The sequence below is a fragment of the Streptomyces sp. NPDC024698 genome, from assembly GCF_055559015.1.
This window is the reverse complement of the sequence record NZ_JBVHLK010000032.1, coordinates 1-11720: the sequence shown is the minus strand read 5'-3', so window position 1 is coordinate 11720 and position 11720 is coordinate 1. Positions and strand designations below refer to the sequence as shown.

At 68.8% G+C, this 11720-nt stretch carries 14 protein-coding genes, 1 tRNA gene and 2 pseudogenes; 3 read left to right on the top strand and 14 right to left on the bottom strand.

The window, feature by feature from the left end; genetic code table 11:
* Positions 1-103: 103 nt before the first annotated feature.
* Positions 104-1153, top strand: coding sequence for a Yip1 family protein (locus ACZ4AA_RS35920; RefSeq protein WP_467612094.1), 1050 nt, complete (start codon positions 104-106; stop codon positions 1151-1153).
* Positions 1154-1261: 108 nt separating this feature from the next.
* Here ACZ4AA_RS35920 and ACZ4AA_RS35915 read toward each other — a convergent pair whose 3' ends face one another.
* From ACZ4AA_RS35915 to ACZ4AA_RS35905, 3 genes are all read right to left on the bottom strand, one after another.
* Complete coding sequence (locus ACZ4AA_RS35915) at positions 1262-1759, bottom strand: phosphoribosyltransferase (protein WP_467612091.1); 498 nt, start codon at positions 1757-1759, stop codon at positions 1262-1264.
* A gap of 10 nt (positions 1760-1769) precedes the next feature.
* The gene (gene dcd / locus ACZ4AA_RS35910) at positions 1770-2345 is read right to left on the bottom strand and encodes a dCTP deaminase (RefSeq protein ID WP_467612088.1); all 576 of its coding nucleotides are present in this window, start codon (positions 2343-2345) and stop codon (positions 1770-1772) included.
* A gap of 82 nt (positions 2346-2427) precedes the next feature.
* The gene (locus ACZ4AA_RS35905) at positions 2428-2601 is read right to left on the bottom strand and encodes a hypothetical protein (RefSeq protein WP_467612085.1); all 174 of its coding nucleotides are present in this window, start codon (positions 2599-2601) and stop codon (positions 2428-2430) included.
* A 268-nt stretch (positions 2602-2869) separates the two neighbouring features.
* Here ACZ4AA_RS35905 and ACZ4AA_RS35900 point away from each other — a divergent pair.
* A tRNA-Gly gene (locus ACZ4AA_RS35900) sits at positions 2870-2943 on the top strand.
* An 89-nt stretch (positions 2944-3032) separates the two neighbouring features.
* Here the strand turns inward: ACZ4AA_RS35900 and ACZ4AA_RS35895 are convergent.
* From ACZ4AA_RS35895 to ACZ4AA_RS35860, 8 genes are all read right to left on the bottom strand, one after another.
* Positions 3033-4199, bottom strand: a complete 1167-nt coding sequence (locus tag ACZ4AA_RS35895) for a tyrosine-type recombinase/integrase (protein WP_467612082.1) — start codon at positions 4197-4199, stop codon at positions 3033-3035.
* Positions 4199-4411 carry an excisionase family DNA-binding protein gene (locus ACZ4AA_RS35890; RefSeq protein ID WP_467612079.1) on the bottom strand — a complete coding sequence of 71 codons (213 nt, stop codon included), beginning with the start codon at positions 4409-4411 and terminating at the stop codon, positions 4199-4201. The genes ACZ4AA_RS35895 and ACZ4AA_RS35890 overlap by 1 nt, the downstream gene beginning before the upstream one ends.
* Entirely contained in the window at positions 4408-5751 is a 1344-nt protein-coding gene (locus ACZ4AA_RS35885; RefSeq protein WP_467612076.1) for a replication initiator, read from the bottom strand. The genes ACZ4AA_RS35890 and ACZ4AA_RS35885 overlap by 4 nt, the downstream gene beginning before the upstream one ends.
* Before the next feature lie 97 nt (positions 5752-5848).
* Positions 5849-6154, bottom strand: coding sequence for a SpdD protein (locus ACZ4AA_RS35880; RefSeq protein ID WP_467612073.1), 306 nt, complete (start codon positions 6152-6154; stop codon positions 5849-5851).
* A gap of 26 nt (positions 6155-6180) precedes the next feature.
* Positions 6181-6336: a hypothetical protein gene (locus tag ACZ4AA_RS35875; RefSeq protein ID WP_183117007.1), complete on the bottom strand. Its 156-nt coding sequence runs from the start codon at positions 6334-6336 to the stop codon at positions 6181-6183.
* 15 nt (positions 6337-6351) lie between these two features.
* Positions 6352-6531: a mobile element transfer protein gene (locus ACZ4AA_RS35870; RefSeq protein WP_467612070.1), complete on the bottom strand. Its 180-nt coding sequence runs from the start codon at positions 6529-6531 to the stop codon at positions 6352-6354.
* 17 nt (positions 6532-6548) lie between these two features.
* Complete coding sequence (locus tag ACZ4AA_RS35865) at positions 6549-7250, bottom strand: DUF2637 domain-containing protein (RefSeq protein WP_467612067.1); 702 nt, start codon at positions 7248-7250, stop codon at positions 6549-6551.
* Between the two features lie 87 nt (positions 7251-7337).
* On the bottom strand, positions 7338-8675 hold the full coding sequence (locus ACZ4AA_RS35860; RefSeq protein WP_467612064.1) for an FtsK/SpoIIIE domain-containing protein: 1338 nt from the start codon (positions 8673-8675) through the stop codon (positions 7338-7340).
* 78 nt (positions 8676-8753) lie between these two features.
* Between ACZ4AA_RS35860 and ACZ4AA_RS35855 the strand changes: the two genes are divergently transcribed.
* Positions 8754-9152: a hypothetical protein gene (locus tag ACZ4AA_RS35855; RefSeq protein ID WP_467612061.1), complete on the top strand. Its 399-nt coding sequence runs from the start codon at positions 8754-8756 to the stop codon at positions 9150-9152.
* On the opposite strand, the pseudogene ACZ4AA_RS35850 reads toward ACZ4AA_RS35855, so the two are convergent.
* The 3 genes and pseudogenes from ACZ4AA_RS35850 to ACZ4AA_RS35840 all read right to left on the bottom strand — a co-directional run.
* Positions 9123-9551, bottom strand: a pseudogene (locus ACZ4AA_RS35850) (IS5 family transposase); the annotation flags it as partial. The gene ACZ4AA_RS35855 and the pseudogene ACZ4AA_RS35850 sit on opposite strands and share 30 nt — an antisense overlap.
* A gap of 21 nt (positions 9552-9572) precedes the next feature.
* On the bottom strand, positions 9573-10814 hold the full coding sequence (locus ACZ4AA_RS35845) for an IS110 family RNA-guided transposase (RefSeq protein WP_467612058.1): 1242 nt from the start codon (positions 10812-10814) through the stop codon (positions 9573-9575).
* Positions 10815-11142: 328 nt separating this feature from the next.
* A pseudogene (locus ACZ4AA_RS35840) lies at positions 11143-11555 on the bottom strand (IS5 family transposase); the annotation flags it as partial.
* Positions 11556-11720 lie beyond the last annotated feature (165 nt).

Sequence of the window (11720 nt, the reverse complement as noted above, 5' to 3'; positions counted from 1 at the left end):
GGGCGGCCCGTCCCCGGCCAGTCCCTCCCCGGACGGGCCCTCCACCAGGGCATTCGATCGAACAGGAACTCCCGTACGGGCCGCTCGCGGTGTCCCTTAGGGGATGTCACAGCTCGGACCCAATGAAGGGCCCGTTGCCCCGGCCCCGGCACGTCACTCTTCGGGACCAGGTACGTTCGATAACGTGGCTGGATTCAGGATCGGACGCGGGGGCCGGGACAACCGTGCCCCGCAAGGGCGACCGCAACAACAACCGTACGGACAGTCCTCCCAGGGGAGCGGGCAGCAGTCCCCCCAGGGAGGCGGGCAGCAGCCCTACGGCTACCCACCCGCGCCCTCGCGGCCGCAGTACGGGAGACAGCAGCCGTACGGCGGGCAGCAGGGCGGCCGGCCCCACCCCGGTGGTCAGCAGGGCGGACAGGGCTACCCCGGCGGGCAGCAGGGCTGGCCCCAGGGCGAGCCGGAGTACTTCGGCGACGGTCACCCGCAGCAGGGCCCGGACCCGTACGCGGCGAACAGCCCCGGCCACACGCAGGCCTTCTCGATCGGCGAGGACCCCTACTCCCAGGGGGACACCTACCGTGCGGGCCAGGCGGCCGCTCCGCCGGTCGGCCCGCGGCTGCACTGGAAGGACCTGCTCAAGGGCATCGTGACGGCCCCGAACCGGACCTTCCTCCAGATGCGTGACTACACGATGTGGGCCCCGGCCCTGATCGTGACGTTCCTCTACGGCCTGCTGGCGGTCTTCGGCTTCGACGGCGCCCGCGAGGACGCGATCAACGCGACCCTCTCCAACGCCGTCCCGATCGTCCTGACGACCGCTGTCGCCCTCGTGCTCAGCACATTCGTCCTGGGCGTGGTCACCCACACGCTGGCCCGCCAGCTCGGCGGCGACGGCGCCTGGCAGCCCACGGTCGGCCTCTCCATGCTGATCATGTCCATCACGGACACCCCGCGGCTGGTCTTCGCCATGTTCCTCGGCGGCGACGCCTCCTTCGTCAAGCTCCTCGGCTGGATCACCTGGGTCGCCGCGGGCGCCCTGCTGACCCTGATGGTCGGCAAGTCCCACGACCTCCCGTGGCCCAAGGCGCTCGCCGCGTCATCCATTCAGCTGATCGCGATCCTGTCGATCATCAAGCTGGGCACGTTCTGACGCCGACGACGGCACACGCGCCCGCCCAGGGCATACGAGAAGGGGCTCCCGGCACGACGCCGGGAGCCCCTTCCCACACCACACGTCGACACGCGCCGACGCCCAGGCCTACGAGTCGAGCACCTGCCCGGCCCGCTTGATCACGGGAGGTTCGACACTCCACGGGAAGTTGATCCACTCGTCGGTGCGCTTCCAGACGTACTCGCACTTCACGAGCGACTGGGTCTTCTCGTAGATCACGGCGCTGCGGACCTCGGCGACCTCGCCGACGCAGAAGTCGTGCACGAGCTTGAGCGTCTTGCCCGTGTCGGCGACGTCGTCGGTGATCAGGACCTTCTTCTCGGAGAAGTCGATCGCGTTGGGGACGGGGGCGAGCATGACCGGCATCTCCAGCGTCGTCCCCACCCCCGTATAGAACTCGACGTTCACGAGGTGGATGTTCTTGCAGTCGAGCGCGTAGGCGAGCCCGCCCGCGACGAAGACGCCGCCCCTGGCGATCGAGAGCACGATGTCGGGCTCGTACCCGTCGTCGGCGATCGTCTGGGCGAGTTCGCGTACGGCGACGCCGAACTTCTCGTAGGTGAGGTTCTCTCGCGCGGCGGACATGGTCATCGCCTCAGACCTGGGTGCGGTGGAAGTTCAGGAAGGACCGCGAGGGGGTCGGCCCGCGCTGGCCCTGGTAGCGGGAGCCGTAGCGGTCGCTGCCGTACGGGAACTCGGCCGGCGAGCTGAGGCGGAACATGCACAGCTGGCCGATCTTCATCCCCGGCCACAGCTTGATCGGCAGGGTGGCGAGGTTCGACAGCTCAAGGGTGACGTGGCCGGAGAACCCGGGGTCGATGAACCCCGCGGTGGAGTGGGTGACCAGGCCCAGCCGTCCCAGGGAGCTCTTGCCCTCCAGCCGCGAGGCGAGGTCGTCGGGCAGCGAGATGACCTCGTACGTACTGGCGAGGACGAACTCTCCGGGGTGGAGGATGAACGGCTCGTCGCCCTCGGGCTCGACGAGCCGCGTGAGGTCCGCCTGCTCGGCCGAGGGGTCGATGTGGGGGTAGCGGTGATTCTCGAACACCCGGAAGTAGCGGTCGAGCCGCACATCGATGCTCGACGGCTGCACCATGGATTCGTCGTAGGGATCGATCCGGACCCGGCCGGCGTCGATCTCGGCCCGGATGTCCTTGTCTGAGAGAAGCACGTCCTGAGGATACGCACGGCGCGCGGAGCCACCACAATCGTGACGGCCCACGCGCCCGCACCACTGCACCCGCTCGGGCGTCCTACTGCTCCGACATGGCCGCCTTCTCCAGGGCGACCGGCACCACGCTGCGGAGCCGGGCGCACCTCGGACACCGGAGCAGCCGGCCGGGGCCGAGTCGCTCGGCCTGCTGCATCGGGAACGAAGCGGTGCTGAACACGTGCCCCTCGGCACAACGGACGACGGTGCGCTCCATCAAGTCCCAGAGTCCCTTCCCCAAGAGCTGCGTCAGGCTGATGTCCTGACAGCGAAAGCCACATTACGGGATGAAAGGGACGGCCCTCCAGGCGGCACTCCGAGCCCGCCCGGGCCCACTTCAACACCCCCACCGTACGCCCCAACTCCGTTCCCCCGCAGCCGCGTCCACGCTCCGGAACGCGAACGGGCCCCGCGGCTTCGACGCCCGGGGCAGGGCATGAGGTAGAGTGAGCGAGCATTCGACACCGGCCCAACCGGCGTCTTACGCGGGTGTAGTTTAGTGGTAGAACATCAGCTTCCCAAGCTGAGAGTGCGAGTTCGATTCTCGTCACCCGCTCCATGTGAAACCCCCAGGTCGGAGACCCGGGGGTTCTTTGTTGTCCAGACCAATGGGCGGTGCGCGCACCACATCCGCACCATAAAGCCCGGCTAGCTGCCGGTGGGCTCCTCCTTGTGGTGCGCCGGGCCGTCGTCACGGCGCTTCGCACGCTCGGCGCGCACCATGTTGTCGAGACCGGCCGCCACGTCCCGTTGCCGCTCGGCGTCGGAGTGTTGATAGATCAGCGCCGCCCTCTCGGAGGACTGGCCGGCGCGGACCATCGTGTCCTTGAGGGTGGCCCCCGAACGGGTCGAGAGCGTGTGTCCGGTGTGACGAAGGTCGTAGAAGCGGAAGCCTTCCGGGAGCCCTGCGGCAAGGCGGGCCCGACTCCATTTCCGACCGAACGAGCTACGGCGGAACGGTGCCCCCTTCTCCCCCACGAAAACCAAGCCGTCCGGCCCCTTCTCTGCGAACCAGGCGAGGTGCTGCCTCACCTCCTTGTGCAGGAACGCCGGAAGGACGACAGCGCGGACACCGGCATCGGACTTGGTCTCACCGGGAGCACGCCGACCGTTGGTCCGCTCGGGCTCGGCCACACGGACCCGGATCACCATGTCGTCCAGGTCGACGTCCCGGCGGCGTAGGCCCGCCAGCTCCTCTGGCCGCATCGGGCCGTACGCACCGAGGTAGACCATGAGGCGCCAGCGGATCCCGACCGCACCGGCGAGAGCGTCGACTTGGCCGACAGTGGCGATACGACGTTCAGCCGCGGACTCCTTGCCCGCGCCCTTGATACGGCACGGATTGCGGCCGACCAGGTCGTCATCGACGGCCGTCTCGAAGATCCCTTTGAGCAGCCGATACGACTTGGCCACGGTGGTCTTCGCCTCGGTGGTGCGGAGCCGCTCAGCACGCCACTCACGGACGCGCGGTGCGGTGATCTCGTCGAGGTCGAGGGCACCGAAGGTCGGAAGGATGTGGAGCCGCAAGAGGTGCTTGTACAGATCCTCGGTCCGTACGGCCAACTCCCGCTCCTCGACCCACTTCTCGGCGTAGGTGCGGAAGTTGACCGCCCCGGCGTCGGGAGCCCGCCAATCCCCTCGGCTGAGGTCCGCCTCCACCTGGGACAGCCAGATCTCCGCGTCCTTCTTGGTCTCGAAGGTCACGTCCGCCCGGACGCGTTCACCATCGGGTGCGAGGTAGGACGCGGTCCAACTCCCCGACCGGTACTGCCGCACCGCACCGAAACGGCGACGCCTTCCCTTCTTGTTCGCCATCAGGCAGCCCTCCGCAGGCCGACACGACGAAGCCGGATCGGCTCTACGGTGCGCGCCGCGAGGAACTCGTCCACCGCGCTCTCCGGGATACGTACGTGACGGCCGACCTTCACGTACCGAATGCGGCGCTCCTCGATCAGCCGCCGCGGGAAGCGGACCGAGGTACCGAGCAGCTCGGCCACCTGGTCAACGGAGAGATGGCGCTCGCTCATGCGGGTACTCCCTCGTCTGGATCTGAGGTCTTGGGTCGGGCAGTGGCAAACCAGGACTCGGCGGCGGTCAGTCCGGTGCCGGCGAAGCGCCAGTGCGAGAGGACCAGAACGGTGTCCGGGTCGGGCAGCGGGTGACCGGCTGCGGCGGCCCGTTCGCGGGTGAGCGCTTCGTTGTGGTCGGCGCGCTCCTGGCGGAGGGAGCCGAGGGTGACGGAGTAGGCGCGGGACTTGGTGGAGAAGTGGCCGCGGAAGCCGAGCATGTGGGCCCACTTGCGCAGGCGGAGTTCTTCGAGTTCGGGCATGGCGCCGAGGCGCCAGCAGGTGAGGATCATCTGCCTTGCGTGATCGGTGACTTCGGCGCCGATGAGGTCGGTAACGGGGTTACGGATGGGGCGATCCAGGGTGCCCGCGCTTTCGGCGCCCTTGGTCGCGTACTTGGCGATGTAGGCGGCGACGGCGCGGCTGCTCAAGTTGGTGGGGCCGGTGAAGTCGGCGGACTGGATGGGGCGGACGTCGAGCTGTTCGCCGAAGCGGAAGGTGTACGCGCAGCCGTCCAGGACCGGGCCTGGCGTCTCGGCAAGGGCGGCGGCCGAGCGGATCGCGTCGGTCAGGAGATGGGTAGTAGCCCAGGCCGGCGGGGTGTCCTCGGCTCCGTCCGGGCCGTCGAGGCGGATCACGGCATGGAAGTGGACGGCGCCCCGTCGCTGGTACTCGGCAACCTTGGCGTACGACACCTTGAGGCAGTCGCGCAGTTCCGCACGGCCGATGCCCGCGCGGGACGCGAGCTGCTGGCGCAGGTACGTGACGAAGCGGGCCCACAAGGCACCGGCGTGGGCGTTCCACAGGACGGCGGCGCGGTAGTCGTAGCGGTCCGTGTTCAGCGGGGTGCCGAGTTCGGCGTCTCCGTCAGCGTGCAGGCGCCCGCAACGGCAGCGCCCGCCACCGGGCCGGTTGTGGACGGGGCCGAAGGACGGTGCGGTGAAGGTGGCGAAGACGCGGGGGTGTTCGGCGACCGCCGGACCAACGCCCTTACCGCCGCTCAAGCCGGCGGTGACGAGGTGGAAGGTGTCCTTGCGGTAGACCTCGGCGCAGGCGGCGCAGCGGGTTGCGCGGCGGTTGTTGCAGCGGATGAGGAGCTGTCCGGCAGGAAGGTCGCGATCAACGATCTCTCGGACGATTTCGCCGGTGTCGGCGACGACGTCCAGGCGGTGACCTTCCATCCGTACGGGCCGCTCGCAGCCGCCGAGTCGTTGGATCTGGTGCGCGTAGGTGCTCAGGTCGCCGAGCCGGGCGAGAGACGCCAGTTGGCGGACGGCTCCGGTCGGAGCCTCGGGGCGCATGTGCGGGTTCCTCCTTGAGGGAACGAGTTCGAGACAGCGCCTGGCTTGTCCAGGGGACTAGACACCATGGGCAAGCCAGGGCGCGGACGACGTGACGTCAGCGGCGGTCGCTCTTGAGGATCGAGCGGACGGTGACCGCGCAGACGGCCACGGAGGCGGCCGTGATCGCGACGGCGAGGAGCATGGAGACCAGGACGGCCCCTACAACCAGGACGGCAGCGGCACCGCCCATCACGAGGGTCAGCGTGCTTCCCGGGGTGAGCTGCACGGCAGGACGGTTCGAGGCCACCTCCGTAGGAGCAGGCGCCGCAGCGCGCTGGAGGGCAACCGGGCTGTGGACGATCGAAGGCGGCGCTGCGGGTACTGGGGCGGTGTCCATGGGCGGGTACTTGGGCTTGAACATGGAACGGACTCCCTTCTGTACGGGCGCTACTTGAGGGCGGGGTCGATGGCGGGGGCGAGGAAGCTTCCTGCGGCGAGGTAGCCGCCGAGGAGGAGCACGACGACGAGCCACCACGGCGGGCGGGCGAGCCGGACGCCGAGGGCTCCGACAGCGAGGAGGGCGAGCCAGAGCGGGACGTGCATGTCGGTCGTCTCCTGTCAGGCGCGGCAGCGGTGGAGGCGGGCGGCGAGTTCGGCGGCGGAGCGGCTGTCGTACTCGGCGGAGAAGTCGCAGTGCGGAGCGGTGCAGGCGGCGACGTGTCGGCTTCGACCCCGGGAGAGGTACGAGGCGATCTGTACGGGGCCGATGCGGCGGACGTCGCGGAAGCGCGGGTTCATGGCGGGCGTCTCCCTGGTCAGAGGTGCGCGGCGACGGCCGGCGTCATGGACGCGGGCAGGCCGAGCCGGGTACGGACGGTGTCGGGGTCGGCAGGTTCGCCGGTAGTGGAGCAGAGCTCTCGGGCGACCGCTTGGGCACGGTCGACGAGGGCGGGCGGGAGCTGGGCGGTCGAGGCGAGCACCGGTGCCGGGACCGAGTCGGGCGCGGGCTCCAGGGCCGGGACGGGGTCGGGCTCTGCCGTGCCGCTGACTGTCGGTTCGACGATCGCGGGCGTGGGGGCAAGCGGCATCGACTCCCCCACCTCGGACTCGGCCGACGCACTACGGTCGACGGCATCTGAGGTGCGAGGCGTGTGGGCCAGCAGCGTGCCGCCGAAGAAGGCCACGGCCGGCCAGCCCGCGACGACCACGCGGAGCAGGGCGGGGACGTGGGCCAGGTCGAGGAGCCCGGCGGTGGCGATGTTCGCACCGAGGGACGCCGCGAGGGCGACCAGGAACCACAGCCGCGGCCCACCGGCCGGGAGCCCGGCACGTTGCTGGTCGCGCATTCGCCGCCAGGCAGCGACGAGGAGCAGGTCGACGGAAACGGGGTAGGCCCACGCCTTCCAGCCGCCCTGTCCCGCCGCTTCGGCCAGGTCGTGCAGGTGCGAGAAGGACAGGGCGCCCGCGATGACCGCTTGGATGATCACGGCGTCCACACGGGCCAGGAAGGCACGCATCGGCACGGACTCCTTCCGGTTCGAGGCATGGGAGGGGTAGGGACACGGCGCGAGGCGGTCACGCCAACCACGGGGAAAGAGGTGCCGCTACTCGGTCACCGGACGCGGGGCGGTTGCGGCGGTGGTGGAGGGCGTGGACTTCTCCACGGCCTCCGGAGCGACGGCCGGCTGGAAGGCGGCGAGGCGAGGCAGGTTCGGGACCAGGTCGACGGTGGCGCGACACACGGCCGCAGCGTCGTCCAGGGTGAGGTGTGGCGATCGGGCTCGGGACCAGCCGCCCGAGGAGTCTCCGACCACGGCCACGCCCGGGCGGTCAGCGGGAATGCCAGTCGCGGCGAGCGCTGCCTCGGGGGAGATATCGGCAAGGGCCATGTTGGCCGAGGACTCGTCGTTGACCCGGTGGCAGACGCGGCCGGTGAGCTGGGCCCGCAGCATGGTGGCGCCCTTGCCGAGTTCGGAGCCGAAGCGCTGTCCGCACACCTCCAGGTAGATGCCCGCGGCGCGGCCGAGCTGGGCGATGCGGATCAGCTTGGTGACCATGGCGTCCCGGCGCTTTTCGTCGTCGCGACTCGCGGCGAGGAAGAGTTCCGCCACCTCGTCGACGACGACCACGATCGGCACGGGTCGCACCGCGTCGGGCAGGCCCCACACGTCGGAGGTGAGCACGGCGTCCGGGCCCGCTCCGGAGGTGACACCGATCAGCCGGAACCGCTCCTCCATCTCCTCCAGGAGCACGTCCAGGAGTTCGTTCGCACGGTCCGAGGTATCGGCGAGCGCTGACAACCGGGGTGCGAACGGCGCCAGTTCAACGCCCCATTTGCAGTCGATGCCGACGAGGACGACTCGTTGCCGGGCCAGTCCGCACAGCAGGTTGCGCAGGTAGACGGACTTGCCGGACTGAGTGGCACCGAGGATCAGCTCGTGCGGCACGGTGCGAAAGTCTCGTACGTGCCAACTCCCGTCGTCCCGCAGGGCGAGAGGCAAGGTCAGCGGTCCGCCGGAGAACCGGCGCCGTGCCGGACGCACGTTGGCGAGTACGTCCCAGCCGATGAGCCGCAGTTCGAGGCGTCCAGGCTTGGTGGGGCGGATGTGGACGGCGTGCGCTGCCCAGGCGTGACGCAACCGATCGGCGGAGGCGGCGAAGTCCTCCGGCGCCTGCCCGGTCGCCATGCGCAGTCGCATCACGAGCCCCGAGCCGGTGGGCAGGGGAAGCGACCGGCGCGGCGGCACGGGCGACGCCTCCCGCCCCATCATCCGGGCCGTTGCCCGACGCACAGCCGAAGCAGGGACGGTCAGGCCGCACGCGTCCATGGTGGCGCGGTAGGTGGTGAGCACCCGTAGCGCGACGACGGGATAGCCGATGAGCCACCAGAAGGCGACCGGAAAGCGGTGCCGCAGCACCTGCAAGATCACGGCCAGGGCCACCAGCCCTAAGAACTCCTAACGAAATGACACTTTGGGGTCGGCTCCTCGTCGTGGGGCGCCGTCCGGCAGCATGGGGCGATGGACTTCGATCAGCCGTTGCCTCGCGAGCTGAAAGCCGTCGATTCGGCCTCGTTGCTCGGGCTGGAGGAGCGGGCGTGTGACCTCGTCCTGAGCCAGTGGTTGGACCCGGCTTGGGTGCGAGCAAATGCGGCGCCCGATGGCACCCACTACTTGCGGCCGGCCCTGTGGCACAGCATGTTCCACCGCCCGGACGTCCCGCGTCAGCTGCGGTGCGAGCTGTTGATCACTCTGCGTGCGGGAGACCGCGTGATGAGTCTGCTGGACGTGCTTCCGGATGACTTCGCCCCGCTGCCGAAAGTGACCGCACGCGAAGAAGACATGCAGGTCAGCCAGCTCTTTGACCATGCTCCTTCGGTCCGGGAATGGCTACTGCGGGAGGGCGAGAGCTTGGACTGACTGTGACAGGCGTCGCCAGCAGATGAGTGCGCATCCCAGGGTGAGGAAGGCTTCGTGGATGTCGTCGCGGATCTCCCAGCGGATCCGCAGGCGGCGGAACCAGTGCAGGTGGGCGAAGGCGCGCTCGACAACCCAGCGTTGGGTGCCGAGTCCGGAGCCGTGTTCGGTGCCGCGTCGAGCGATCAGCGGCTTCACGCCGAGCGCGCGGACGAAGCGGCGGTACTTGTCGTGGTCGTAGCCGCGGTCACCGAGCACGACATCGGGGCGGCGCCGAGGTCGCCCGCGTATACCTCGGACGGGCGGCACTGCCTGGAGCAGGGGAATGAGCTGGGTGACGTCGTTGCGGTTGCCGCCGGTCAGGGTGACGGCGAGCGGGATGCCAGTGGCGTCCGTGATCAGACATCCGATGGGGTTAAGCGGTCAAGCTGCGGCAGTGAGTTTGGGTTCGGGACGGGACGGGAAAGCAGTGGTTTCGTCGTAGTGGACTTGCCGGTTGAGGCAGTGGTGCAAGCACCCGATCATGCGGTTGAAGAGATTCCGCAAGGCTGAGATGTGCCGGTCGCCGATGGTGCGTCTGCGGTCGTAATGGGCCCTGGCGCCGGCTGAGGCCGTCAGGGATGCGAACGACCAGACGTAGCCGGCAGCAGCGAGACGCTGGTTCTTGATCCGGCGGGCCTTGACGGAGACGCTCTTGCCCGATGCCCGGGTCACTGGTGCTGCTCCGGCGTAGGACTTGAGGGCTTTGGCATCGGCGAAGCGGGATCGGTCGTCTCCGATCTCGGCGAGCACGCGTGCGCCGGAGAGGGAGCCGAGCCCCGGGAAGCTGGTGATGATTTCGGCGTCCGGGTGTGTCTCGAAGGCTTCCACCGCGGCTTCAGCGAGTTCGTCTGCACTGGTGCAGGCGGCGTCCAGCTTCCGGAGCAGTGTCAGGGCCTGGTGGCCCATTGCGTCCTCGACCAGTGGGAGTTGGCGCATCTGAGGAGCCCGTAGAACCGCTTGCAGGCGTGTGGCCTCTGCCTCGATCCCGCGTTGGCGTCCGGCTCTTTTCAGTGCGGCCCGCAGCTGGGGCTTGGTCAGCCGGGCGGCTCGGGCCGGCGTGGACGCGGCTGCCAGCAGCACGCGGGCGACGGATGAGCACAGGCCGCCGAGGACCGGCTGGACGGCGGCGAGATAGCCGGGGAAGTGTTCGCGCAGGTGGGAGCGTAATTTGTTGGCAGCCTGGGTGCGGTCCCAGACCGCGTCCTGTTGAGCGCGGGCCAAGACAGCAATCGCCTGGGCGAGTTCCGTGTCGGCGGGCAGCGTCCGGTGTGCTGCGGTGTCAGTGCGCAAGATGTTGGCCAGGACCATGGCATCGAAGTGGTCTGACTTCTTGCGTGCAACGGAGTGGCGGTCGCGGTATCGGGACACTGCCATCGGGTTGATCGCGTAGATGGGGCGGCCGGTGGCTCGCAGGCAGGCCACCAGCAGTCCTCGGGACGTCTCGATGGCCGCTGGTATGCGGGTTTCGGGGGTGTCCCCGTGCTCGGCCAGGAGGTCCAGCAGCTGCTGAAGGCCGGCGACGTCGTCCGTGATTCTGGCCTTGGCCACCGGTGTGCCGTCGGCATCGACGAGGGCGATGTCATGGTGGTCGCTGGCCCAGTCGATACCGCAGAAGATCTTCATGGAATTGCCTCGCGTCCTTCCTGTGAGTTGCCCCTCTCACTTGCTGGTCACAGCCATGGAGACACGCGACTCCCTAATGGAAGGGCTCTGCCGGCCCAGCATCCGATTAGCCGTTCGTGACCCCAGCTACTCGCGAGGTCCTCAGTCTTTTCGAGAGCTTGAAGGCTCCCGGTGAGCTGGGAGGTGTTCCTCGCGAACGGCTCAGACCACGAACATCCTCGACCCGGTCGCGTTCACACCGCCACCACGACACGAGACTGGTGAACCCGTCTGATCAAAGAGCTCCAGGCCCGGTGGTGCTTCAGGCTTCACCAGCCTCGTAACTCACCATTAGGTGGTGCTTGCTGCCCGTCCTGCCCCGGTCGACAGGGCTTCGTCCCGTCTTGGGGCCCCTTTTAACGCCCGGATGTGGGAGCCGTCGACCGCCGCTCGGGAGAAGTCCAGGGCGTCCGCGCTCCGGAGCTTGGCCAAGAGTGCTTCATGGAGCCGGGGCCACACGCCGGCCTCGGTCCACTCGGCCAGGCGGCGCCAGCACGTCATACCCGAACTGAAGCCGAGCTCCTGCGGCAGGTGCTCCCAGGCAATCCCGGTGTGCAGCACGAACAAAATGCCCTGAAACACCAGTCGGTCCGGATGCCGCTTCCGCCCCGGATGCCGGACCCGACGCTCAACCTTCGGCAACAGCGGCTCGATCACCGCCCACAGCTCGTCATCGACATCCCACGGCTTCCGCCGAGCCACCCCGCACCCCCAGATCAACGGCCCCGAAGTGATCCAACCACCTTGAAGATCATTTCGTTAGGAGTTCTAATACTCCAGCAGCGTTTTGCTATTCCTGCTGGTCAGGGGCCGGATTTTGAGTGTAGTGGGGTGATGTTCCATCGGGTGCGGGTTCGGTGGATGGGT

What these genes read in the sequence shown, in the direction of transcription:
- ACZ4AA_RS35880 (WP_467612073.1), bottom strand. Translation starts at nt 6,154, where the DNA reads ATGTTCAAGCCCAAGTACCCGCCCATGGACACCGCCCCAGTACCCGCA.
- ACZ4AA_RS35855 (WP_467612061.1), top strand. Translation starts at nt 8,754, where the DNA reads ATGGACTTCGATCAGCCGTTGCCTCGCGAGCTGAAAGCCGTCGATTCG.
- ACZ4AA_RS35920 (WP_467612094.1), top strand. Translation starts at nt 104, where the DNA reads ATGTCACAGCTCGGACCCAATGAAGGGCCCGTTGCCCCGGCCCCGGCA.
- ACZ4AA_RS35845 (WP_467612058.1), bottom strand. Translation starts at nt 10,814, where the DNA reads ATGAAGATCTTCTGCGGTATCGACTGGGCCAGCGACCACCATGACATC.
- ACZ4AA_RS35895 (WP_467612082.1), bottom strand. Translation starts at nt 4,199, where the DNA reads ATGGCGAACAAGAAGGGAAGGCGTCGCCGTTTCGGTGCGGTGCGGCAG.
- ACZ4AA_RS35885 (WP_467612076.1), bottom strand. Translation starts at nt 5,751, where the DNA reads ATGCGCCCCGAGGCTCCGACCGGAGCCGTCCGCCAACTGGCGTCTCTC.
- ACZ4AA_RS35870 (WP_467612070.1), bottom strand. Translation starts at nt 6,531, where the DNA reads ATGAACCCGCGCTTCCGCGACGTCCGCCGCATCGGCCCCGTACAGATC.
- ACZ4AA_RS35915 (WP_467612091.1), bottom strand. Translation starts at nt 1,759, where the DNA reads ATGTCCGCCGCGCGAGAGAACCTCACCTACGAGAAGTTCGGCGTCGCC.
- ACZ4AA_RS35905 (WP_467612085.1), bottom strand. Translation starts at nt 2,601, where the DNA reads ATGGAGCGCACCGTCGTCCGTTGTGCCGAGGGGCACGTGTTCAGCACC.
- ACZ4AA_RS35890 (WP_467612079.1), bottom strand. Translation starts at nt 4,411, where the DNA reads ATGAGCGAGCGCCATCTCTCCGTTGACCAGGTGGCCGAGCTGCTCGGT.
- ACZ4AA_RS35875 (WP_183117007.1), bottom strand. Translation starts at nt 6,336, where the DNA reads ATGCACGTCCCGCTCTGGCTCGCCCTCCTCGCTGTCGGAGCCCTCGGC.
- ACZ4AA_RS35865 (WP_467612067.1), bottom strand. Translation starts at nt 7,250, where the DNA reads ATGCGTGCCTTCCTGGCCCGTGTGGACGCCGTGATCATCCAAGCGGTC.